Annotated in this window: 23 protein-coding genes; 8 read left to right on the forward strand and 15 right to left on the reverse strand. The window is 62.3% G+C overall.

Annotated features, from left to right (window positions below; all coding sequences use genetic code 11):
* Positions 1-195: 195 nt before the first annotated feature.
* Together AWB75_RS19505 and AWB75_RS19510 are read right to left on the reverse strand one after the other, a co-directional pair.
* On the reverse strand, positions 196-927 hold the full coding sequence (locus AWB75_RS19505) for a hypothetical protein (protein ID WP_143746460.1): 732 nt from the start codon (positions 925-927) through the stop codon (positions 196-198).
* Between the two features lie 96 nt (positions 928-1023).
* Entirely contained in the window at positions 1024-1404 is a 381-nt protein-coding gene (locus tag AWB75_RS19510; RefSeq protein ID WP_143746461.1) for a hypothetical protein, read from the reverse strand.
* Between the two features lie 199 nt (positions 1405-1603).
* Between AWB75_RS19510 and AWB75_RS19515 the strand changes: the two genes are divergently transcribed.
* Positions 1604-1969, forward strand: coding sequence for a helix-turn-helix domain-containing protein (locus AWB75_RS19515; RefSeq protein ID WP_087086688.1), 366 nt, complete (start codon positions 1604-1606; stop codon positions 1967-1969).
* Positions 1970-2583: 614 nt separating this feature from the next.
* Here AWB75_RS19515 and ychF read toward each other — a convergent pair.
* Entirely contained in the window at positions 2584-3681 is a 1098-nt protein-coding gene (gene ychF, locus AWB75_RS19520) for a redox-regulated ATPase YchF (protein WP_061125724.1), read from the reverse strand.
* A 211-nt stretch (positions 3682-3892) separates the two neighbouring features.
* On the opposite strand from ychF, the gene AWB75_RS19525 reads away from it, so the two are divergent.
* From AWB75_RS19525 to AWB75_RS19540, 4 genes are all read left to right on the forward strand, one after another.
* Positions 3893-5065 (forward strand): UbiH/UbiF family hydroxylase, encoded by a 1173-nt coding sequence (locus tag AWB75_RS19525; RefSeq protein WP_061125725.1) that lies wholly within the window; start codon positions 3893-3895, stop codon positions 5063-5065.
* Between the two features lie 67 nt (positions 5066-5132).
* Positions 5133-5864 carry a DsbC family protein gene (locus tag AWB75_RS19530; protein ID WP_061125726.1) on the forward strand — a complete coding sequence of 244 codons (732 nt, stop codon included), beginning with the start codon at positions 5133-5135 and terminating at the stop codon, positions 5862-5864.
* A 144-nt stretch (positions 5865-6008) separates the two neighbouring features.
* Positions 6009-7829 carry a M61 family metallopeptidase gene (locus tag AWB75_RS19535; protein WP_235012161.1) on the forward strand — a complete coding sequence of 607 codons (1821 nt, stop codon included), beginning with the start codon at positions 6009-6011 and terminating at the stop codon, positions 7827-7829.
* A gap of 156 nt (positions 7830-7985) precedes the next feature.
* A complete protein-coding gene (locus AWB75_RS19540; protein WP_061125727.1) occupies positions 7986-8582 on the forward strand; it encodes an FMN-dependent NADH-azoreductase in 597 nt (198 codons plus the stop codon).
* Positions 8583-8639: 57 nt separating this feature from the next.
* Here the strand turns inward: AWB75_RS19540 and AWB75_RS19545 are convergent, their stop codons facing one another.
* The 8 genes from AWB75_RS19545 to rpe all read right to left on the reverse strand — a co-directional run bounded on the left by AWB75_RS19545 (position 8640) and on the right by rpe (position 15818).
* Positions 8640-9422, reverse strand: a complete 783-nt coding sequence (locus AWB75_RS19545; RefSeq protein ID WP_061125728.1) for a uracil-DNA glycosylase — start codon at positions 9420-9422, stop codon at positions 8640-8642.
* Positions 9423-9424: 2 nt separating this feature from the next.
* A complete protein-coding gene (locus AWB75_RS19550) occupies positions 9425-10072 on the reverse strand; it encodes a CYTH domain-containing protein (RefSeq protein WP_061125729.1) in 648 nt (215 codons plus the stop codon).
* A 21-nt stretch (positions 10073-10093) separates the two neighbouring features.
* Positions 10094-10879, reverse strand: a complete 786-nt coding sequence (gene trpC, locus AWB75_RS19555) for an indole-3-glycerol phosphate synthase TrpC (RefSeq protein WP_061125730.1) — start codon at positions 10877-10879, stop codon at positions 10094-10096.
* Positions 10880-10890: 11 nt separating this feature from the next.
* Complete coding sequence (gene trpD / locus AWB75_RS19560) at positions 10891-11922, reverse strand: anthranilate phosphoribosyltransferase (protein ID WP_061125731.1); 1032 nt, start codon at positions 11920-11922, stop codon at positions 10891-10893.
* A gap of 3 nt (positions 11923-11925) precedes the next feature.
* Positions 11926-12510: an aminodeoxychorismate/anthranilate synthase component II gene (locus AWB75_RS19565; protein WP_061125732.1), complete on the reverse strand. Its 585-nt coding sequence runs from the start codon at positions 12508-12510 to the stop codon at positions 11926-11928.
* 12 nt (positions 12511-12522) lie between these two features.
* Positions 12523-14019, reverse strand: coding sequence for an anthranilate synthase component I (trpE, locus tag AWB75_RS19570; protein WP_061125733.1), 1497 nt, complete (start codon positions 14017-14019; stop codon positions 12523-12525).
* 366 nt (positions 14020-14385) lie between these two features.
* Positions 14386-15126 carry a phosphoglycolate phosphatase gene (locus tag AWB75_RS19575; protein WP_061125734.1) on the reverse strand — a complete coding sequence of 247 codons (741 nt, stop codon included), beginning with the start codon at positions 15124-15126 and terminating at the stop codon, positions 14386-14388.
* Positions 15123-15818 carry a ribulose-phosphate 3-epimerase gene (gene rpe / locus AWB75_RS19580; protein WP_061125735.1) on the reverse strand — a complete coding sequence of 232 codons (696 nt, stop codon included), beginning with the start codon at positions 15816-15818 and terminating at the stop codon, positions 15123-15125. The genes AWB75_RS19575 and rpe overlap by 4 nt, the downstream gene beginning before the upstream one ends.
* 229 nt (positions 15819-16047) lie before the next feature.
* Here rpe and apaG point away from each other — a divergent pair, with 229 nt between their 5' ends.
* Both apaG and mltA read left to right on the forward strand, forming a co-directional pair.
* Positions 16048-16422: a Co2+/Mg2+ efflux protein ApaG gene (gene apaG / locus AWB75_RS19585; protein ID WP_061125736.1), complete on the forward strand. Its 375-nt coding sequence runs from the start codon at positions 16048-16050 to the stop codon at positions 16420-16422.
* 97 nt (positions 16423-16519) lie between these two features.
* Positions 16520-17761 (forward strand): murein transglycosylase A, encoded by a 1242-nt coding sequence (gene mltA / locus AWB75_RS19590; RefSeq protein WP_200823004.1) that lies wholly within the window; start codon positions 16520-16522, stop codon positions 17759-17761.
* A gap of 60 nt (positions 17762-17821) precedes the next feature.
* On the opposite strand, the gene paaK is transcribed toward mltA, so the two are convergent.
* The 4 genes from paaK to paaN form a co-directional block, all read right to left on the reverse strand.
* Positions 17822-19126: a phenylacetate--CoA ligase PaaK gene (gene paaK / locus AWB75_RS19595; RefSeq protein ID WP_061125738.1), complete on the reverse strand. Its 1305-nt coding sequence runs from the start codon at positions 19124-19126 to the stop codon at positions 17822-17824.
* Between the two features lie 70 nt (positions 19127-19196).
* On the reverse strand, positions 19197-19583 hold the full coding sequence (paaI, locus tag AWB75_RS19600; protein ID WP_235012163.1) for a hydroxyphenylacetyl-CoA thioesterase PaaI: 387 nt from the start codon (positions 19581-19583) through the stop codon (positions 19197-19199).
* Positions 19584-19647: 64 nt separating this feature from the next.
* Positions 19648-20439 carry a 2-(1,2-epoxy-1,2-dihydrophenyl)acetyl-CoA isomerase PaaG gene (gene paaG, locus AWB75_RS19605; RefSeq protein ID WP_061125740.1) on the reverse strand — a complete coding sequence of 264 codons (792 nt, stop codon included), beginning with the start codon at positions 20437-20439 and terminating at the stop codon, positions 19648-19650.
* Between the two features lie 159 nt (positions 20440-20598).
* Entirely contained in the window at positions 20599-22308 is a 1710-nt protein-coding gene (gene paaN, locus AWB75_RS19610) for a phenylacetic acid degradation protein PaaN (RefSeq protein WP_061125741.1), read from the reverse strand.
* Positions 22309-22448: 140 nt separating this feature from the next.
* Between paaN and AWB75_RS19615 the strand changes: the two genes are divergently transcribed.
* On the forward strand, positions 22449-23225 hold the full coding sequence (locus tag AWB75_RS19615; RefSeq protein ID WP_061125742.1) for an enoyl-CoA hydratase: 777 nt from the start codon (positions 22449-22451) through the stop codon (positions 23223-23225).
* Positions 23226-23585: the final 360 nt, after the last annotated feature.

A 23585-nucleotide genomic window follows, 5' to 3' on the forward strand; every position in this document is an offset into this window, starting at 1 on the left:
GCTATGCGGGTTCATCACTTCTCCCACCGACTTTGAGGGACAGTTGGTGCGCGCGGCGGTAGGCAAACCGCCTAGACAAGACACTCTCCTTCACGTATCGCCTTTTGATGCGTAAAACGAACAGGCTCAGTACGAATCCGGCTGCTGGTATGAGCAACAACCACGCGTTTTGAAGAGCAACGCCTAGAAAATCCTTCACAACTTTGGTGGCCTCGAGGCTTTCTGCTTCGCGAAACCACCGGCGGCCTTCGCTACTGCGGTGACATCTTTAATCGCTAGGAGTTGGAGTGGCGTGGAGCCTCCAAGGTCCGCGACCGGTGTGGTGAAGAAATGCCATTTTTCCAGACCCGATGTAGCAACGCCCAACCGACGTATGACCTTCTCGAAGTCATCTCGGTGAATCAGCGATGAAAGAAAGAACGCCGGGATGTACGTCTCTTGCGCCATTTCAACGCTGAAGATTCGCGCTGACTCGAGATACTTGTTCAGCTTCTTCTCCGTGATACCTGTGGCCTTGCAATAGTCTTGTGTGCGTAGCAATTTTCCTTCGCGCACAAGGGAGCTATGCCCCGAGCCTTCCAATGCGCTTTGTGTCAAATCGTCGTGCGATGTTCGCAGTTTCGATATACGGTTAGCTCGCTTGCGTAGCCTCTCTTCTTCGTCGCGCATCGACTGTATGTCGAGATTTAGAATGGTTGCCACGCCTACGATTTCCCACACACGATTCTTGATTAGCCGGCCTAGCTCCTCGTCGGGGATGTCGAGAAGTGCCATGGCGCCTATGGGGTCAACCAGGACGGCAACGACGACCGCACGATGAATCGCATGGTCTATCCGCGCAAGCCGCGCTTCTTCGGGCGAAGGTGCGTCTCGCCTTTGATGAGACGGCCGCGGCGTTGCAACTCTTTTGGTCGTGATTCGATTCATCGCGGTTGGAGCTGGTCAGAGAGCGGTGTCGTTCTTGCGATACTCACGGATAAGCGCGTTCTGCCGCCCGCCGCAGATTTCGAATCACGCACGTACTCATCCGTTATCGAAGCTCAATACTTTGACCAACCGTGGTCTCTTAACATGCCTACCGGATTTGGCAGGCCAACACCGTCTTGTCTCCCCGTCGGTGGTCGAATACCAGTAGTGCATGACGCCCTTATCATTGCCCTCCGCCTCCTGCCACAACCCGGTTACTCGGCAGAGCGTGACGGAAGCGTCAGCTTCATTGCGAGCCAACAGGTGAACGGAGAAGCTGACATCGCCAAGTTGCAGTACCAATTGAATCAGCGCCTCGGCACCGTCCACCACCCAACCGTCCGGGCTCCAGTCCGCACCGCGAGAGGAGGCAACGACGAAGAAGTTCGGCGTGGCGTCCGACCATCCAACGCAGCGCCACGGAAGAAATGGCTGCATGAGCCTCTTCTTTATGGGATGTGGCTCTTCCCAACTGCTGTCAGTGAATAGCATCCAAGTAACCAACGAAATGAGCAACGTTTGACCTACTTTGCTGACTACACGACATTTTATGTCGTATACCAACATACCATGCCGTTACCATAAATGCCAGTTGAGACGACCATATCTGTCGGCCAACGACACATAATGTTGAGTAGTGACGCAAATAAAGGAAAAAAGGCTGGCCAACCAAATTGGCTCTACGCTCGCTCGCCTTCGTGCGGAGCGGGGATACACACAAGAATTTCTCGCCGAGCGGCTGGATGTAACGATTGAGACCATCGGACGATTCGAGCGAGGGATTGTCCTTCCGACTTTGCCTCGTTTGTATCAGCTGGCTGAGGTGCTGGCAGTGCCAGTGGTTGACCTTTTACAAAGCGGCTCGTCTCGGTCAGGAGACGTTGCACTAGAAATGACGTCGTTGCTCGAGCGACTCTCGCTTGACGACCAGAACTTCGTCCGGAAGTGGCTCTGGGAAATGTGCGAGCACCTCGGCAAGCCGCGCCATTCACGCAAAAAATGACCTGAAAGCTCCCTCAGAATGCCATTGGCTGACGCTCGCCCCGACTGCTGTCGTCGGGATATACCCACACAACTTTGCCTCCGCAGCGCTCGAAGCGAGCCGGGGCGGACGCAACATCCGCGACACTGATAGTTTGGCAACTACTCCGACTCGGGCCCGTTGCGCTCACATCGAGCCAACGAGATGCTTTTCGGGGCCATATCGCTCCAAAGACAGTCCGCAAATCAGCGCAAAAGTCAGCACGAAAAACGTTACGGAAGAACCCCCTCGGGACGGCCCGGATGCCTGCCGCTTCCCCGTGTGCACAACTTCGCTGCCCACACCACGAGGGTGTGGACAGCCGCCTGACGGCGGTGCCGAAGTTGCACACACTTGAGGCTGACGCGCCGGCATTGCCGGCTTGCCACGATTTTATTTATGAGGAGCAAGACGTCGACGGCCGACCGGTTCGACGTCACAGTTAGCGGCGGGAGGACTCACAACGCGGGTGAACCTATCTCTGATGCGAGGCTCGCCGCAATGCGCGCAGGCCGGAGGGACCTGAGAGATTAGGTGTGGTGCCCCACGGTAGATGTCCATAGGCCCCAAGTTCTGGGGTGGGTGTCCATGCCCCCTTATGTGCGGGTGAACAAGAAGTTCATGACATCCCCGTCATGCACAACATATTCCTTCCCCTCGGCCCGCATCTTCCCGGCTTCCTTAGCCCCTTGCTCGCCCTTGAACGCGATGTAGTCATCGAACGAGATGGTCTGCGCGCGAATGAACCCGCGCTCGAAATCCGTATGAATCGCGCCGGCCGCCTGAGGTGCCGTATCGCCGATATGAATCGTCCACGCGCGCACTTCCTTCACGCCCGCCGTGAAATACGTCTGCAATCCAAGCAACTTGAAACCCGCGCGAATCACGCGATTCAGACCCGGCTCGTCCATGCCCATGTCGGCGAGAAATTCGAGCTTGTCGGCATCGTCGAGATCGGCGATTTCCGCTTCGATCGCCGCGCACACCGCGACCACCGGCGCGTTCTCCGCTTCCGCGTGCTTGCGCACTGCGTCGAGATACGGATTGTTCTCGAAGCCGTCGTCCTTCACGTTGGCGACGTACATCGTCGGCTTCGACGTGATCAGGCAGAGCGGCTTGATCGTCAACTGCTCTTCGTCGGAGAGCGAAAGACCTCGCACCGGCTTCGCCTGATCGAGCTGCGCGCGCACTTTTTCGAGCACGGCGACGAGCTTCGCGGCTTCCTTGTCGTTGCCCGACTTCGCGGCCTTCGAGTAACGGGTGTACGCCTTCTCGACGGTCGCGAGATCCGCGAGCGCGAGTTCGGTGTTGATGACTTCGATATCCGCGATCGGATCGATCTTGCCCGCGACGTGAATGACGTTCTCGTCCTCGAAGCAGCGCACGACGTGCGTGATCGCATCCGTCTCGCGGATGTTCGCGAGGAACTGGTTGCCGAGTCCTTCACCCTTCGACGCGCCCGCCACGAGTCCCGCGATGTCGACGAATTCGACCACCGCCGGCAGGATGCGCTCGGGCTTCACGATTTCGGCGAGCGCCGTGAGGCGCGCGTCGGGCACTTCGACCACGCCGACATTCGGCTCGATCGTGCAAAACGGATAGTTTTCGGCGGCGATGCCCGCCTTGGTCAAAGCATTGAAAAGCGTGGACTTGCCGACGTTAGGCAAGCCGACGATGCCGCATTGGAGGCTCATGGAATCCTTCGAACTGGTGAGACGGCGCTTCGCCGCGCGGGTTTCGTCAAAAATGGTGCGCGATGGGCGGGCCGCAAACGCTCAGGCTCGCCCCGGCTGTGGCCGCATCGGGCGGCCGGGCAAACCGCTATTGTAACGCCGGTCCCGGCGCCCTAACTCCGCGTGCGCGCGGCGGACAAACCCGTTCGTACCCCACGGCTATAATGCCCGGATGACTCCGCATCCCCTCAAATTTCACGCTGTCGTCGTCGGCGGCGGGCTCGTCGGCAAGACGGCCGCCCTCGCGCTCGCGCAATCCGGGCTGCGCACGGCGCTCGTCGCGTCGCGGGCCGCGGGGCTGCCGCCAGGCGCTGCGTTCGATTCGCGCATCTACGCGCTGTCGTCGAGCTCGCAGACGCTGCTGGAACGACTGCGCGTCTGGCAGGCGCTCGATCGCTCGCGTCTCGGCCCCGTCTTCGACATGCGCGTCTTCGGCGATGCCCACGCGGAACTGCATTTCTCGGCGTTCCAGGCGTCGGTTCCTCAACTCGCGTGGATCGTGGAATCGTCGCTGATCGAACAATCGCTCGATACCGCGCTGCGCTTTCAGCCGAGCCTCTCGTGGTTCGAATCGCGCGCGCAGGGCATGACGGTCGAACCCGACGCCGCGCACATCGCGCTCGCGAGCGGTGAAATGCTCGAAACCGATCTGATCGTCGGCGCCGATGGCGCGCATTCCTGGGTGCGCGCCCAAATGGGCGCGAAGATGAATCGGCGCGATTACCGGCAAACGGGCGTCGTCGCCAATTTCAAGACCGAAAAGCCGCACGGCGAGACGGCGTATCAATGGTTCCGCGACAGCGAAATCATCGCGCTGCTGCCGTTGCCGGGCGATCACGTGTCGCTCGTCTGGTCGGCTCGCACGGAGCATGCGGACGAACTCCTCGCGCTCGATCCGGCGCAGCTCGCCGCCCAAGTCGAGCACGCGACGCAAAACATGCTCGGCACGCTCGACTGCGTGACGCCCGCGCAGGGTTTTCCGCTCGGGCTGCAGACCGTCGACAAGCTGATCGCGCCGCGGGTCGCGCTCGTCGGCGATGCCGCGCATCTGATTCATCCGCTCGCGGGGCAGGGCATGAACCTCGGCCTGCGCGACGTCGCCGCGCTCGCGGATGTCATCGCGAACAAGGAGTCGTTCCGCGATCTCGGCGATCCCATTTTGCTGCGCCGCTACGAACGCGCGCGCCGCGAAGACATTCAGAAGCTCATGTTCGCAACCGATGGCCTGCAGCGGCTCTTCGCCGTGCCGGGCACGCTCGCGCGCGCGATCCGCAACACCGGCATGGCGTTCGTCGGCGCGCAGCCGCTCGTCAAGCGCTGGCTGGTGTCGGCGGCGCTCGGCTGAAACAGTCCGTTGATATTCCACAGGCGCGACGCACGCGTTACGCTCAGGCGACTCACAGGAAATCCGCATGAAAACCACTTTTCGCTTTGCCATCTGGACGGCTGCGGCGCTGGCCGTGACGCTCGGCATGGGCTGCTCGGCCCAGGCCGATCAAACTACCGACAAGCTCAAATCGACGCTCGAATCGCGCATGGGCGACGCGACCATCAAGAGCATCCAGAAGACCGACATTCCCGGCCTCTACGAAGTGAATCTCGGCTCGCAGATCGTCTATAGCGATGCAACCGGAAACTACGTGCTGATCGGCGATCTCGTCGATACGCGCAGCAGCAAGAATCTGACCGAAGCGCGGCTCGCCGAAACCAACAAGATCGATTTCGCGAAACTGCCGCTCGAAAACGCAGTGAAGGTCGTGAAGGGCAACGGCAGCCGCAAGATCGCCGTGTTCTCCGATCCGAACTGCCCGTATTGCAAGCAGCTCGAATCGACGCTGAAGTCGATCGACAACGTGACCGTCTACACCTTCCTGTATCCGGTGCTTTCGCCCGATTCGACGGCCAAGTCGAAGTCGATCTGGTGCTCGAAGGATCGCGGCGTGACGTGGGAAAGCTGGATGCTCGATCACAAGGCGCCGGGCACGGCCGCGTCGTGCGACACGACCGCGATCGACAAGAACCTGAAGCTCGGCCGCTCGATGAACGTCACCGGCACGCCGACCGTGTTCCTCGCCGATGGCCGGCGTCTGCCGGGCGCCGTGCCCGCCGACCGGCTCGAAAAAGAACTGTCCGCCGTGCGCTGAGCGCGGCGCGGAACGAGGAAGGGAGGCGCTTCATGCGCCTCCTGTGTTTTACGGCCTTGCTTTGCGAAAGCGCAGCGTAATGAAGCAAGGCGCCGGGCGCGCTTGTTCGCACGGAGCGCCCAGAACAAGAACAAGGACATCGAGATGACACCGCTCATGCAAGCCGCGCAGCCCGTGCGCTACAGCATCGTTCCGAAAAATCCCGCCGCGCATCTCTTCGAAGTGACGCTGACGGTCGCCGAGCCCCATCCCGCCGGCCAGCGCTTCATGCTGCCGGTCTGGATTCCGGGCAGCTACATGATCCGCGAGTTCGCGCGCAATATCGTGACGCTCCAGGCATTCAACGCGGCGGGCCGCAAGATCGCGATCGAGAAGATCGACAAGCACGCGTGGCAGGCCGCACCGATCGAAGGTCCGATCACGCTGCGCTACGAGGTCTACGCGTGGGACATGTCGGTGCGCGCCGCGCATCTCGACGATACCGTCGGCTTCTTCAACGCCACGAGCACGTTTCTCGCCGTGGAAGGGCAGTCGGGCGCGCCGTGCATCGTCGATATCCAGCCGCCGCAGGGCGGCGCGTACCGCAACTGGCGCGTCGCGACGGCGCTCGCCGAGGCGCGCGGCACGAAACGCTACGGCTTCGGCGCCTATGAAGCGGCGAACTATGACGAACTCGCCGACCATCCCGTCACGCTCGGTGAATTCGCGCTCGGCGGCTTCACCGCGCACGGCGTGAAGCATGACATCGTGATCGCAGGGCGCGTCGTCAATCTCGACATGAACCGGCTCGCGGCCGATCTCAAGCGCGTCTGCGAAGCGCAGATCGCGCTGTTCGAGCCGCGCACGAAGAAAGCGCCGATGGACCGCTATGTGTTCATGACCGTCGCCGTCAGCGATGGTTACGGCGGGCTCGAACATCGCGCATCGACGGCGCTGATCTGCAATCGCACCGACCTTCCGGTGCAGGGCCGGCCGGAAACGACCGATGGTTATCGGACGTATCTTGGCCTGTGCAGTCACGAGTATTTCCATACGTGGAACGTAAAGCGCATCAAGCCGGCGGCCTTCGCGCCGTACGATTTGTCGCAGGAGAATTACACGTCGCTGCTGTGGCTCTTCGAAGGCTTCACGTCTTATTACGACGATCTGATGCTCGTGCGCAGCGGTCTCATCTCGACGGGCGATTACTTCAGTCTGGTCGGCAAGACGATCGGCGGCGTGCTGCGCGGCAGCGGGCGGCTCAAGCAATCCGTCGCGCAAAGCTCGTTCGACGCATGGGTGAAGTACTACCGCGCCGACGAAAACGCGCCGAACGCGATCGTCAGCTACTACCAGAAAGGCTCGCTGATCGCGCTGGCGTTCGATCTCTCGATTCGCGCGCAAACGGACAACCGTAAATCGCTCGACGACGTGATGCGCCTTCTGTGGCAGCGCTACGGCCGCGACTTCTACAACGGCAAGCCGCGCGGCTTGCGGGAAGAAGACGTCGAGCCGCTTTTCGCCGAAGCGACCGGCGCGGATCTGCGGTCGCTTTTCCGCGATGGCGTGCGCGGCACGCGCGACCTGCCGCTCGACGCGCTCTTCGAGCCGTTCGGCATCGCGCTCGCGCCGGATCTGCCGGGCAACGGCGCGTCGCTGAAACCCACGCTCGGCGTGCGCGTGCGCGGCGGCGCGGATTGCACGCTTGCCGTCGTCCACGAAGGCAGCGCGGCGCAGAAGGCGGGGTTGTCGGCGGGCGATGTGCTCGTCGCGATCGACGGTCTGCGCGTCACCGGCTCGAATCTCGATGCGTTGCTGTCGCGCTATTCGCCGGGCGCGAAGGTCGAAGTGCACGCGTTCCGCCGCGACGAACTGCGCCGCACCGAACTGAAGCTCGACGGACCGGAAGTCGCGCGCTATGTGCTGACGGCCATCGACGGGCGGGGGCCGTCGAAACAGTGGCGCGAGCGCTGGCTGCGGGGCTAAATGAGAGGCTGATGGCGGGAAAGCGTGGCGGATTGTTCCATCAGTGCAACGATCCGTCACAATCGGATGGCTTTTTCCCGAGGGTCGAAATGAGAAGAATGCTTCCTAAGCCGGACGCCGATAGCGCCCGAAACCTGACAGAGATAGGAAGCCATCATGACGACGATTCTGCAAATCAACTCCGCCGCCCGTTCGCAAGGCGCTCAATCGACGCTGCTCGCCGACGAACTGACCGCGAAACTGCAACAAAGCAATCCGGGCGCGAAAGTGGTCGTGCGCAATCTGCTGGGCGACGCCCTCCCGCATCTGGACGACGCCACGCTCGGCGCCTTCTTCACGCCCGCCGATCAGCGCAGCGCGGAACAAGTCGCGATCAACGCGAAGAGCGAAGCGCTGATCGCCGAACTGCAGGCTGCGGACATCGTCGTGATCGCGGCGCCGCTGTACAACTTCGGCATCTCGTCGCAATTGAAGACGTATTTCGACTGGATCGCGCGTGCCGGCATCACGTTCCGCTATGGCGCGAACGGCGCGGAAGGTCTGGTGACGGGCAAGAAGGTGTATGTCGTGTCGGCGCGCGGCGGCAAGTACGCAGGCACGCCGAACGATTCGCAGACGCCGTTCCTCACGACGTTCCTCGGCTTCCTCGGCATGACCGACGTGAGCTTCATCTACGCCGAAGGCCTGAACATGGGGCCCGATGCGGCAGGCGCGGCGCTGGCGTCGGCGCGTGAGGCGATCGCGGCGGTTTGAGTCTTCCGGACGCCGTCAAGGAAAAAACCCCGCTGATTCGGCGGGGTTTTTCGCGTTTCAGGCCAGCAATTCCGGCTCGGCGGGCAAACGCCAGTCGATCGGCTCGCGGCCGTGCTCCGTCAGATAGTCGTTCGCGCGCGCGAAATGTCCGCAGCCGAAGAATCCGCGATACGCCGACAACGGCGAAGGATGCGCGGATTCGAGCACGCAGTGCGACTTTCCCGTGCCTTCGATCAGCGCGCGCTTCGCCTGTGCGTGCGCACCCCACAGCATGAACACGAGACCGTCGTGGCGCTGCGCCATTTCGTGGATCAGCGTATCCGTGCATTGCTCCCAGCCGCGCTTCGCGTGGCTTCCCGCTTTATCGCGCTCGACGGTCAGCGACGTGTTGAGCAACAACACGCCTTGCTTCGCCCACGAATCGAGGCAGCCGTGCGCGGGCGCCGGAAAACCGAGGCTCGCGTGAATCTCCTTGAAGATATTGCGCAGCGAAGGCGGCGGGCGCACCGGCGCGGGCACCGAAAACGCGAGTCCGTGCGCTTGCGGCGCGCCTTTGTCTTCGCCGTGATACGGGTCCTGCCCGAGAATCACGACTTTGACGTCGGCGGGGCTCGTGAGGCGCAGCGCGCGGAAGACATCGGCGGGATAGACCGTCTTGCCGGCGGCGCGCTCGGCATCGACGAACGCGCACAGCGCCGCGTAATGCTTGCTGTCGATGAATGGCTTCAGATGTTTGCGCCAGTCGGAGGGCAGGGCATCGAACTGGCTTTCGAGCGTCGTCACGTTCGACGGCGTGTTCGCGGCTTCGCTATCCGTGAAGAGGGAAGGCTGTCGGCTCATGCTCAGGCGTCGCGGGTGTTGCTTGCGGGTTGCTCGCGCAGAAGATAGCCGCGCTGGGCCTTGCTGAGATCTTCGGGAACGAGCTCGGGAAACGCGCCGCGCAGTTCGGCCGCGAGCATCGAAAGCGCGTTTTCTTCGCCCGATTTCAGTTCCAGTTCGAGTTCGCTGATTTCCGCGCGACGCGTCTTGCCGTCGACTTCCGCGGTGATCTCGCCGAGATCCAGCGCCACTTCGATCTGCGAGCCCTCGCGCTCGATATCCCACACGATGCGCCTCACGTCCGTCTTGAAAAGCGCGATGAGTTCGGGCGCGGCGCGTTTCAGCGCATCGCGTGCGGCGTCGTTTTCGCAGGCGGCGAGGAGCGCGTCGATCTCGAGCGCTTCGCCCGCGACCGGCAATTCCCACTCGTGCCGGTTGCTCAGGCCGCCGACCGTCTTGCCGAGCGTCTTGTACGTCTGCAGCCATTCATCCGGCGTACGGCGCAGGCGCAGCGCGGATTTCGCCTTCGCGAGCGCGCACTCCGGCGTATCGAAATAGACGTTGGCGAGCTCGATCGGCTTGCCCGCGCCGGTGCGTTCGTCGAAGAAGCGCGCGACGTCGTCGTGTTGCGACGGCGCCAGCGCGAGCTTGAGTTCCTGTTCGATGCCCAAGGTACGGTCCTTTCGATGAATTCAGAAGAACATGCGCGCGAGCTCCGTGCCCGGATCGTCGGCGCGCATGAATGCTTCGCCCACGAGGAAGGTATGCACGCGCATCGCGCGCAGCCGCTCGACATCGACACGCGACAGGATGCCCGATTCCGTCACGACGATGCGGTCGTCCGGCACTTGCTCAAGCATGCCGATGGTCGTCTCGATCGTCGTTTCGAACGTGCGCAGATTGCGGTTGTTGATGCCGATGAGCGGCGTCTTCAGCGTGAGTGAATCGCGCAGTTCGTCGGCATCGTGCACTTCGACCAGCACCGCGAGCCCGAGCGAATGCGCGTACGCTTCGAGATCCTGCATCTGCGAGAGTTCGAGCGCGGCGGCGATCAGCAGGATGCAGTCCGCGCCCATCGCGCGCGCTTCCATGATCTGATACGGGTCGATGATGAAGTCCTTGCGCAGAACCGGCAGGCTGCACGCCGCGCGCGCTTCCTCCAGATACGCAACGCTGCCCTTGAAGAACTGGACGTCGGTGAGCACGGAAAGGCACGCGGCGCCGCCCTTTTCGTACGAGCGCGCGATGTCGGCGGGCACGAAGTTCTCGCGCAGCACGCCTTTCGACGGACTCGCTTTCTTCACTTCCGCGATCACGGCGGCCTGATTCGCCGCATGTTTCGCGCGCAACGCGCCGACGAAATCGCGCAGGTCGCGCGCGCTGGCTTCGAGCTTCAGCTCTTCGAGCGGGGCGCTTTGTTCGGCGGCGCGGATTTCCTCGCGCTTGACCGCGATGATGCGATCCAGAATGTCACTCATATCGGCTTCCGTTATTTCTTCGCGAATTGCTGCGTGAACTTCGCGAGCACGTCGATCTTCTCGCGTGCCGCGCCGCTTTCGATCGCCTCGCGCGCGGCGGCCATGCCGGTTTCGATCGTATCGACGACATCGGCGGCATAAAGCGCCGTGCCCGCATTCAATGTGACGATCTCGCGCGCGACGCCCGCCTTGTTGTTCAGCGCGCCGAGCAGCATCGCCTTCGATTCCTGCGCGTCCTGCACTTTCAGCGTGCGGTTCGACACCATTTGCAGGCCGAAATCCTCGGGATGTATCTCGTACTCGGTGACTTCGCCATGCTTCAATTCGCCGACTTTCGTCGCGGCGCCGAGCGAAACTTCGTCCATGCCGTCCTTGCCGTATACGACGAGCACGTGCTTCGCGCCGAGACGCTGCATCACGCGCACCTGAATGCCGACGAGATCTTCGTGGAACACGCCCTGAAGCTGATTCGGCGCGCCAGCCGGGTTCGTCAGCGGCCCGAGAATATTGAAGATGGTGCGCACGCCGAGTTCGCGGCGCACGGGCGCGATGTTCTTCATCGCCGGATGATGATTCGGCGCGAACATAAAGCCCATGCCGGTCTCATGAATCGACGCGGCCACTTGCTCCGGTGTCAGATCGATGTTGACGCCAAGCGCTTCGAGCACGTCCGCGCTGCCGGATTTGCTCGACACGCCGCGATTGCCGTGCTTCGCGACCTTCGCGCCCGCCGCCGCCGCGACGAACATCGAAGCGGTGGAGATGTTGAAGGTATGCGAACCGTCGCCGCCGGTGCCGACGATATCGACGAAATTCGAGTTGTCCTCGACTTCGACGTGATTCGCGAACTCGCGCATCACGGTCGCGGCCGCGGCGATTTCACCGATGGTTTCCTTCTTCACGCGCAAGCCGGTGATGATCGCGGCGGCCATCACGGGCGACATCTCGCCGCGCATGATCTGGCGCATCAGATGCAGCATTTCGTCGTGGAAGATTTCGCGATGCTCGATCGTGCGCTGCAGCGCTTCCTGTGCGGTGATCATGTTTTACGCTCGCTTTCCGGTCGTAGTGTTCTTGACGAAGTTTTCGAGCAGCGCGTGGCCATGCTCGGAAAGAATCGATTCCGGATGGAACTGCACGCCTTCCACTTCCAATTCACGGTGACGAACACCCATGATTTCGCCGTCCGGCGTCCACGCGGACACTTCGAGACAGTCGGGCAAAGACTCGCGCTCGATCGCGAGCGAGTGATAGCGCGTCACGTTGAAGTGTTTCGGCAGATCGGAGAACACGCCTTTACAGTCGGTTTCGATCTGGCTCACCTTGCCGTGCATGATGGTCTGCGCGCGGACGACGCGTCCGCCGAACGCCTCGCCGATCGCCTGATGGCCGAGGCACACGCCGAGAATCGGCAGCTTGCCGGAGAACTCGCGCAGCACGTCGAGCGTGATGCCCGCGTGCTGCGGATTGCTCGGTCCCGGCGAGAGACAGATGCGCTCGGGGTCGAGCCTCGCGATTTCATCGAGCGTGATTTCGTCGTTGCGATACGTGCGCACTTCACAGCCGAGCTCGCCGAAGTACTGGACCAGGTTGTAGGTGAAGGAATCGTAGTTGTCGATCATCAGCAGCATGGTCTTGTCTCCTCAGAAGTCGCTGTCGAGGCCGTCTTGCACTTGCTCGGCGGCGCGCAGCACGGCGCGCGCCTTGTTCTCCGTTTCCTGCCATTCGGATTCCGGCACCGAATCCGCGACGACGCCCGCCGCTGCCTGAACGTAGAGATTGCCCTTGTGGATGAGGCCGGTGCGGATCGCGATCGCAAGATCCATCTCGCCGCTGAACGAGAGATAGCCGACTGCGCCGCCGTACAAGCCGCGCTTGACCGGTTCGAGCTCGTCGATGAGTTCCATCGCGCGGACCTTCGGCGCGCCGGACAGCGTGCCGGCCGGGAACGTCGCGCGCAGCACGTCGAAGTTGTTCATGCCTTCCTTGAGCTTGCCTTCGACCGAACTCACGATGTGCTGAACGTGCGAGTACTTTTCGATGATCAGCTTGTCAGTCACTGCGACCGAACCCGTCTGCGCGATGCGGCCGACGTCGTTGCGCGCGAGGTCGATCAGCATCACGTGCTCGGCGACTTCCTTCGGATCGTTCAGCAGTTCGGTGGCGAGCTCGGCGTCGCGCTCCGGCGTATTGCCGCGCGGACGGGTGCCTGCGAGCGGGCGAATCGTCACGATGCGATCCTCGGCGCGCTTTTCCTGACGCACGAGAATTTCCGGCGACGCGCCGACGACGTGAACGTCGCCGCCGAAGTTGTAGTAGTACATGTACGGCGACGGATTCAGCGAGCGCAGCGCGCGATACAGCGAAAGCGGATTGTCGCGGAACGGCTTGATGAGACGCTGGCCGACCTGCACCTGCATGAGCTCGCCCGCAGCGATGTATTCCTTCGCCTTGCGCACGGCGTTCAGATAGTCGTCTTTCCTGAATTCGCGGAACGTCTCGGTCCGCACGCTCGACGATGTCACGGGCGGCTGCACCGTCACGCGCAGACGCGCGCGCAGTTCGCGCAGACGATGTTTCGCCTTTGCATACGCTTCGGGCCTCGTCGGATCGGCGTAGACGATGAGATAGAGCTTGCCCGCAAGGTTGTCGATGACCGCGACTTCTTCCGTCAGCAGCAACTGGATGTCGGGAAGATTGAGGTCGTCGGGCGGCGCGGTGTGTGCGAGTTTTTTCTCGATATAGCGCACCGCGTCGTAGCCGAAGTAACCGGCGAGACCGCCGCAGAAACGCGGCAACCCGGGCCGCGTCGCGACCTTGAAGCGCTTCTGATAGGTCTCGATAAATGCCAGCGGATCGCCTTCATCGGTTTCAACGACATTGCCATCGGTGAGAACTTGCGACTTGCCGTTCTGCACGCTGACGACCGTGCGCGCCGGCAAGCCGATGAACGAGTAGCGCCCGAAGCGCTCGCCGCCCACGACGGATTCGAGCAGGAACGAGTTTGCGCCGTTGCGCTCGGTCTGCGCGAGCTTGAGATAGAGCGAGAGCGGCGTTTCGAGGTCGGCGAGCGCTTCGGCGATCAGCGGAATGCGGTTGTAGCCTTCGTTCGCCAGGGATTGGAATTCGAGTTCGGTCATGTTGCGATCCTTTATCGACACGCGCGTTCTTGGGCGGCGCGGCATCGGGGAGAGCTGGGACGCTGCGGGCGGTCGTATCCCGTGATCATCGCATACGACGGCCTCGCCGCTTCGTGTGAGCAAAGCGGATGAGGCTGCGCGAATCGCTCATGCGACGCGCGCGCGAGCAGAATTCGATGTAATGCGATTCGACGGAAACGGCGCAGGAATGCGCAGCGAAACAAAAAACGGATGCTGAAGCGCGATCGGGAGGATGGCTTCAGCGCACCTCGGGCGAGGTTAGCGCGACCAGCGACGCCAGGGCCAGGCTCCCCGGTCGATGCTGCTCAGACTCCGTTTTCTGTTGAGAAACATGAATGGATGGACTTATTCGGTCAGTGTGGTATCCGGCGGCGCCAATGTGGCGGCAATCGCCAGCGCTGCGGTGCGCAGCGAGGAAACTATACCATCCGATTTCACCGATTGCACAGGTTTGCCGTGGTTGTAACCGTACGGAACCGTCAAGGTTGCAAGGCCCGCCGCGCGGCCCGCGAGCGCATCGTTCTCTGAATCGCCGACCGCCACGGTTTCGCGCGGCAATACGTCCAGTCGTTCGCATGCGGTGAGCATCGGCAGCGGATCGGGCTTCTTCGCGGGCAGGGAATCGCCGCCGAGAATCACCTTGAAGAAATCCGCGATGCCGAAGTGCGCGAGCAGCTCCACCGCGAACCGATGCGGCTTGTTGGTTACGCACGCGAGCGCGATGCCGCTTTCGCGCATCGCGACGAGGCCTTCCTTCACTTCGGGAAAGAGCGCCGAATGCTTGCCGTTGACCTTCGCGTATTCGCTTTGATAAATCGCGAGCGCGTCGTCGAATTGCGCAGACGCCTGCGACGGCGAGAGGCGCACCGCCAGCACGCTGCGAATCAGATTCTCCGATCCCTTGCCGACATAGTCCGTGACTTCCTCACGTGTGACCGGTTGTTCGATGCCGACACGCGCGAGCATCGCGTTCAGCGCGGCCACGAAATCGTCCGCGGTATCGACCATGGTGCCGTCGAGATCGATGATCGCCGCGCGGATCGGGCGGTTCACGAAAGGCGACTGCGCCGCCACGATTTCGCTCATGCTTTCGCTCCCGATTCGGCCTTCGCCAGTTCCGCGCGCATCGCGTCGATGACCTGCTTGTAGTCGGGCTTGCCGAAAATGGCCGAGCCCGCGACGAACGAGTCGGCGCCGGCCGCCGCGATCGCCGCGATGTTGTCCACCTTCACGCCGCCGTCGACTTCGAGGTGAATCTCGCGTCCCGTGCGATCGCGATAGGCATTGATGCGCGCACGCGCCTCGCGCAGCTTGTTGAGCGCTTCGGGAATGAACGACTGCCCGCCGAACCCCGGATTGACCGACATGATCAGCACGAGGTCGATCTTGTCCATCACGTGGTCGAGGTAATTGAGCGGCGTCGCGGGATTGAACACGAGGCCTGCCTTGCAGCCGTGATCGCGGATCAGCGACAGCGTACGGTCGATGTGATCCGAACCTTCAGGATGAAAACTGATTACATTGGCGCCCGCTTTTGCGAAATCGGGCACGATGCGGTCGACCGGGCGCACCATCAGATGCACGTCGATGGGGACGTCCACGTGCGGGCGGATGGCTTCGCACACCAACGGGCCGATCGTCAGATTCGGAACGTAGTGGTTGTCCATGACGTCGAAGTGGATCCAGTCGGCGCCAGCGGCGACGACGTTGCGAACTTCCTCGCCGAGGCGGGAGAAGTCCGCGGACAGGATGCTGGGAGCGATGTGGAATTGCGTCATGGACGTATGCGGGTAGCGGCCTAAAGCCGTGATTTTAACCCGCGTTTTTGCATCGGGTCCGTCGTCCGAACGGCCAGTGAATGACGCGCGGATGTGACGTCGAGGCGGCAATCGTGTTGCGGGCGCGGCCTGCATCAAGCAGAATGCCAGACGAATAGCGGCGCGCCCGCGCGCCCGCGCGCTTGTGTCTGGCGGCGCAGCGACCGATCGAATGGGAATTGGAATAACGATGAGCCAGTACGAATTCAGCGTTTCCGTGGAGACGCGGTATTTGCCGGAACAGTCCGACCCCGATAGTCGCCAGTACGCGTTTGCCTATACGCTGACGATTCGCAACACCGGCCAGGTCGCGGCGCAGTTGATTTCGCGGCATTGGATCATCACCGATAGCAACAGTCACGTGCAGGAAGTGAAGGGGCTCGGCGTCGTCGGGCATCAGCCGCTCTTGCCTCCAGGCGAGCAGTTCGAATACACGAGCTGGGCCGTGATCGCAACGCCGGTCGGTACGATGCGCGGCGAGTATTTCTGCGTGGCGGAAGATGGCGAGCGCTTCGAGGCGCCCATAGCGGAATTCGCGTTGCACATGCCGCGCACGCTCCACTGAGCAGAACCCCGCGGCACGCGGCGCGACTCAGTGCCGCTTGGCTGGATCGTTCGAGCGATTCTGGTTCTTCTTCTTGCCCGATGCCGTCCACACGACGATGAAGATCAGCAAGGCGAGCGCCACGAGCGACTCGAGCGCAAAAATAAGCATTGGATATTCGTCGAACAGATCAGACATGGCGGTTCCCATCAAGAACGAGCATTGTATGCGTTTCGCGCGGCCCACCGCGCGGCTGGCGGCTTGGGCCGCATCGATTGCAACGGCTGTCCTGCTCGCCTCGTGCGGAGGCGGCAGTTACGTGAAGCCGGGCCCCGCCACGGCGACCAGCACGCCGGTCATCACCGGACAGCGCGCCGCGTCGCGCCTGACGGCGGTGAGCTGGCAGCAGGTGCCGGGCTGGCAGGACGATTCGCTGATCGGCGCTACAGCCGCGCTGCGTCAGAACTGCAACCGGCTCGCGCGTCAGGCCACGTGGCAGAAGGCGTGCGCGGCGGCGCTGCGACTGGACGACCTCGACATGTCGGCGGCGCGCAGCTTCTTCGAAACCTACTTCACGCCGTTTCAGCTCGCCAATACCGACGGCACGCTCGACGGCCTCGTGACCGGCTATTACGAACCGCTTCTGCGAGGCTCGCGCACGCGCCATGGCGTATATCAGTACGCGCTTTATCGCTGGCCGTATCGGTACAAGCCTGGCTCGGCATTGCCCGCGCGAGCGCAGCTCGAACGTTCGGGCGCGTTAACCGGCAACGAGCTGGTGTGGGTGGACGATCCGATCGAGGCATTCTTTCTGCAGGTGCAAGGTTCGGGACGCGTCACGATGGAAGACGGCAGCGTGATGCGCGTCGGCTTCGGTGGCACGAACAATCAGCCGTATCGGTCGATCGGCAAGGAACTGCTCGATCGCGGGGAGTTGACACCCGCGCAGGCAACGATGCAAGGCATCAAGGCATGGGCGAAGGCGAATCCGGCGCGCGTCGACGCGCTGCTCGACGTAAATCCGCGTTTCGTGTTTTTCCGCGAGATGCCCGCGAACGACACGGTGACCGCGAGTCAGGGCGATGGTCCGGTGGGCGCGCTCGGCGTGCCGTTGACGCCAGAACGTTCGATCGCGGTCGATCCTTCGGCGATACCGCTCGGCACGCCCGTGTTCTTGCAGACGACCCGTCCGCTCAGCAATCAGCCGATGAACCGTCTTGTGTTTGCGCAGGACACGGGCTCGGCGATCAAGGGCGGCGTGCGCGCGGATTACTTCTGGGGTCTCGGCGACGACGCCGGCGATCTCGCGGGACGCATGAAGCAGGGCGGCAGGATGTGGCTGCTGATGCCGAATTCCTGATTCGACTCGGTTAGTCTTTGAAAAAGCTCGCGGCCCGCAAGGCCCGCGAGCTTTTTTACGTCAGGACGGCTTGTTGCGCCGGTCGATCACGCGCCGCGCCTTGCCGACCGAACGTTCGATGCCATTCACCGCGAGCACGTTCACCACGGCGCTCACACCGATCAGCGCCTTGATGTCGTAGGCGAGCGCGGCCTTCGCGCTTTCGAGCGCGGTGCGGTCGGGCGCCGACTCCGGGCAAGGCTCGACGTTCAGCGTCATTACGTCGAGCGGGCCCTCCTTGGTGAGCACGATCTGATAGTGCGGCGCGAGCACGGGGCGCTTGAGCAGCAACTCTTCGATCTGCGTCGGGAAGACGTTGACGCCGCGAACAATCATCATGTCGTCGGAGCGGCCGGTGATCTTCTCCATGCGACGCATCGTGCGCGCGGTGCCGGGCAGAAGGCGCGTCAGATCGCGCGTGCGATAGCGGATGATCGGCAGCGCTTCCTTCGTGAGCGACGTGAAGACGAGCTCGCCGAATTCGCCGTCGGGCAACACCTCGCCGGTCTCGGGATCGATGATCTCCGGATAGAAGTGGTCTTCCCAGATTGTCGGGCCGTCCTTGGTTTCCGCGCATTCCGACGCCACGCCCGGCCCCATCACTTCCGAGAGTCCGTAGATGTCGACCGCGTCGATGCCCATGCGCGTTTCGATCGCGCGGCGCATGTCGTTTGTCCACGGCTCCGCGCCAAAAATGCCGATACGCAGCGAGCAGGCCGCCGGATCGAGGCCTTGGCGCTCGAGTTCGTCGGCGATCGACAGCATGTAGCTCGGCGTCACCATGATGATGTCGGGGCGGAAGTCCTGAATCAGTTGCACCTGCTTCTCGGTCTGGCCGCCGCCGAAAGGTATGACCGTGAGCCCCGCACGCTCCGCGCCGTAATGCGCGCCGAGACCGCCGGTGAAAAGTCCGTAGCCATAGCTCACGTGAACCTTGTCGCCACGGCGCGCGCCGGCCGCCCGGATCGAGCGCGCAACGAGGTTCGCCCAGTTGTCGAGATCCTGCGCTGTGTAGCCGACGACCGTCGGCTTTCCTGTCGTTCCCGACGACGCGTGAATGCGCGAGACGCGCTCCTGCGGCACCGCGAACATGCCGAACGGATAGTTGTCGCGCAAGTCCTTCTTCGTCGTGAATGGAAAGCGCGCGAGGTCCGAAAGCGACGTGGCGTCATCTGGATGGACGCCCGCTTCGTCGAACTTGCGCCGATATACGGGAGAATTCTCGTAGGCGTGTTTGAGCGTCCATTTGAGGCGCTCGAACTGCAGCGCCGCGAGTTCGTCGCGGCTCGCCTTTTCGATAGGCTCGAGCGGCAGCGGTGTGGTCATTGCTGTCTCCTTGATGCTGACTATGCGGCGCGGCCTTTGGATGCCGCGTCCGCTTGATGAACTATTCCCGTCACGCGGGGATCACGGTGCCCCGGATTTGAGCGGACTTGCCGCGGAACATCGCCACCGCTTCGCCGTCGCGATTCGTCACGCGGATATCGTAGATGCCGGTGCGGCCGCTCAACGTCTGCTCGATCGCCTCCGCGGTCAGACGATCGCCACCTTGCACTGGGCGCAGAAATTCGATCGAGCAGCCCGCCGCGACCGCGCTGATGTTGTGTGAGTTGCATGCGAAGGCGAACGCGGAGTCCGCCAGCGTGAACATCAGGCCGCCGTGGCAAATCGCATGACCGTTGAGAAAGTCGGGGCGCACGTCCATTTGCAGGCGCGCGTAGCCCGGCCGCACTTCGATCAGTTCGATGCCCAGCGCGCGCGAGCATGCGTCGGCTTCATACATGGCCTTGGCCGTGGCTTCCGCCAGTTGTTGTGGCGTCACGGGTGTCTCCGGATTGATTGGGCTTTCACAGACCTTCGAAGCGCGGCGCGCGCTTTTCCTTGAATGCTGCAACGCCTTCGATGTAGTCGGGCGACGCACCCAGTTCGCGCTGCAGATCGCGTTCGAGGTCGAGTTGCTGGTCGAACGTCTTATTCGCGCTCGCGCGGATTGCCTGCTTGATCGCAACGACCGCGCGCGCCGGCTGCTGCGCGAGTTGCGCGGCCAGTTGCGTTGCCGCTTGCTGCAGTTCGTCATCCTCGACGACACGCCACACGATTCCCCAAACTTCGGCTTTTTCCGCGCTGAGTTTCTCGCCCGTCAGCGCGAGGCCGAGCGCGCGCGCCTCACCGACGCGACGCGGCAAGAGCCACGTTCCACCGGAGTCCGGCACGAGGCCGATCTTCACGAATGCCTGTATGAAACTCGCCGATCGCGCCGCGATAACAAGGTCGCACGCCATTGCGAGGTTCGCGCCGGCCCCGGCCGCCGTGCCGTTCACGGCGGCGATGACCGGCAGCCGCATGGCCTGCAGCCTGCGAACCAGCGGATTGAAGTACTCGTCGATAAGGTCGCCGAGATCCGACTTCGAGCCCGGCGTGAAATCCAGATCCGCCAAGTCTTGACCCGCGCAGAATCCGCGGCCTGCGCCGGTGATCACCAGCGCGCGCGCCTTGCTCGCCTCGATTTCAGTGAGCGCCTCGTTCAACTCGCGATGCATCTCGCGCGTGAAGCTATTCAGCTTGTCTGGGCGATTGAGCGTCAGCGTCGCGACACGCGTTTCGCCATCGATGCGGAACAACACGGACTTCTCTGTCATTGCTTCTCCTCTGTCGCCGAACCGGCCGCGCCGGCTATTGCTGACCGGTTCCCTCACATTCCGATACTAGCCGCGCGGCGCACCGCTTTCCATTAGGCCGAATGGCATAAGCCGTTTGCACGGCTTTTCGGCCTTCGCATCCTTCGTTGTCGTTTTGGCTTATGCCGTTTGGCCAGCTACCGCCGGCACGGCCATCGGAGCAACATGGACACGGCTCTGCACCACGCGAAAGCGGTTCGCGACAAAGGCGGCGTCGGACAGTGCGGCGTTCGCCGCCGGATTCGCGCCCGTGCCGTGGAAGTCAGAGAACGCTGCGGTTTGATTGACGAACACTCCGCCAGTAAGGTTGATCGAGAGCGCGACGCCGCCCTCGATGGCCGCTTCGTGCGCGGCTTCGATCACCTTGTCGTCGGTGCTGTAGATCGATAGCGTCAATGCGCCGTGCGTGCGAGCGATGGAGCCGGCGAGGTCGAGCGATTGCGCGGTCGAGTCGGTGGCCACGACGAAGGAAATCGGGCCGAACCATTCCTTCGTGAATTTGGCTTCGTCGGTTCGCGCGTCAAGCTTGAGCACGAGCGGAGTAAGCACGCGAGCGTCAGGAAACGCCGGGTGCGCGAGCGATTGGCTGTCGAGCAGAATCTCGCCGAGCGTTCGGGCTTCGTCGACGCGATTTGCGACGCCGTCGTTCTGAATCGCGCCCGTGAGTTCGACGGCACGCGCCGGATCGGATGCCAGTTTCTGGACGGCGCCCGCGATGGATTTCGCGACATCGTCGAAGCTGAGATGACCTTCGGCTGTGCGGATGCCATCGCGCGGCACGTAGATATTCTGCGGCGCGGTGCACATCTGCCCGGAGTAGAGCGCGAGCGAGAAGGCGATGTTGCGCGCGGCAGCCTTCATATCGTCTACGGAATCGATGACGATCTGATTAACGCCGGCCTTTTCGGTGTACACCTGCGCCTGATGTGCATTGCGTTCGAGCCAGGTGCCGTTTTGCGTGCTGCCCGTGAAGTCGATCAGCTTGATCTCCGGACGGACGGCCAGATCTTGAACGAGTGCGCCGTCGTTAGGCTCGGTGGCGAGCAGGGTGACGACGTTCGGATCGAAACCCGCTTCACGCAGGACTTCGCGCGCGATGCGCACGGTAACGGCGAGCGGCAGGATTGCACCGGGATGCGGTTTAACGATGACGGCGTTGCCTGTCGCAAGATCGGCGAACATGCCCGGGTAGCCGTTCCATGTCGGGAAAGTGCAGCAACCGAGCACGAGTCCGGTACCGCGCGGAACGATGGAGAAGCGCTTTTGCATCGCGAGCGGCGGGTTCTTGCCTTGTGGCTTTTCCCAGTGAGCTTCGGCGGGGATGCGGCGCAGTTGGTCCCATGCATAGACGACGGCTTCGAGCGCGCGGTCCTGCGCGTGCGGGCCGCCGGCCTGGAAAGCCATCATGAATGCCTGGCCGGTCGTGTGCATGACGCTGTAGGCGATCTCGAAACTGGCACGATTCAGACGCGACAGGATTTCGAGGCTGACGCCGACCCAAGCCTGCGGTCCGGCGGCGCGCCAGCCGGATTGCGCATCGGCGGCGGCCCGGACGAGCGCGTCGGGCTCGGCTTTCGGATAGCGGATGTCGAGTGCGATGCCGAATGGCGAGCGTTCCTTGCCGACAGTCTCGCTCGTGGACGGCTGATCGAGTTCGAATATCTTGCCGAAGTGCGCCTTGAACGCGGCTTCGCCGTCGGCATTGGCCGTTTCCCCGTACACTTTGGGACTCGGCGTTTCGGCAAACGGGCTCCAGTAGCCGCGCGTTTCGATGGCTGCGAGCGCTTTGTCGAGCGTCGCTTCGTGCTTCGTGAATAGCGGATGTGTCATGGTCGCGAGAAGAGTACGAGGAAGAGAGATGTTGGGCCTAATAATTAACCGACCGGTTGGTTGGTGATGGTAGCATTATCGAGATGCTGTGACGACGTCTTTTCATTAGGGCTTACCTGAGGGTAGAGAGGGAGGAGTGAATGGCTTACGAGAATCTGCTGGTCGAAACGCGTGATCGGGTTGGACTCATCACGCTTAACCGCCCCAAGGCGCTCAATGCGCTTAACGACGCGCTCATGGACGAACTGGGCTCCGCGCTCAAGGCGTTCGACACCGACGAGAACATCGGCGCAATCGTGTTGACTGGCAGCGAAAAGGCGTTCGCTGCGGGGGCGGACATCGGCATGATGGCCAGCTATTCCTATATGGATGTCTATCGGGGCGACTACATCACGCGCAACTGGGAGACGATTCGGACGATCCGCAAGCCCGTCATTGCCGCAGTGGCCGGCTTTGCGCTTGGCGGTGGATGCGAGCTCGCCATGATGTGCGACATCATCATTGCTGCCGACACGGCGAAATTCGGCCAGCCGGAGATCAAGCTTGGCGTTATCCCTGGTGCGGGCGGTACGCAGCGTCTGCCTCGCGCCGTTTCGAAGGCCAAGGCAATGGACATGTGTCTGACCGCGCGAATGATGGATGCGAACGAGGCTGAGCGGGCCGGGTTGGTGTCGCGTGTGGTGGGAGCGGACCGTGTTCTCGACGAGGCCATCGAAGCCGCGACGATCATCGCTGGATTTTCGTTGCCGGCCGTGATGATGGCCAAGGAAGCAGTCAACCGCGCGTACGAGACGACGCTTGCGGAGGGCGTGCATTTCGAGAGGCGGCTGTTCCATTCTCTGTTCGCCACGGAGGACCAGAAGGAAGGCATGGCCGCCTTCGTCGAGAAGCGTAAGCCGGTCTTCAGGCATCGGTGATTTTTATTTGGGAAAGCGCTTGCGCTTCTTGATATCACTTACTAGAATTCCGTTCCTTCGCGCTTCGATGAACGCGAAGGAAGCGGGAGAGAGGAATCGGTGGTGTGCCTGGAGTCTGTTGTAGTAGCTTTCAGGCGTGATCAGCGAGGCAAGAAGTTGAGAAATTCTTGTTGACAGTAACCGGGTCGTTCTTCATAATCTCGTTTCTCTGCTGCTGACAACGCAGCGACGCAAGACGGTAGGCGGGTTTGACGGTCTTGCGATGTGCTCTTTAAAAACTAACAGCCGATAAGTGTGGGCGCTTGATGGCGAGTGCGGTTTCAGTCTTTCGAGGCTGGAGCAATAGCAAAAGTAATCAAG

Source organism: Caballeronia catudaia, from assembly GCF_001544755.2.
Classification (GTDB): Bacteria; Pseudomonadota; Gammaproteobacteria; order Burkholderiales; family Burkholderiaceae; genus Caballeronia; species Caballeronia catudaia.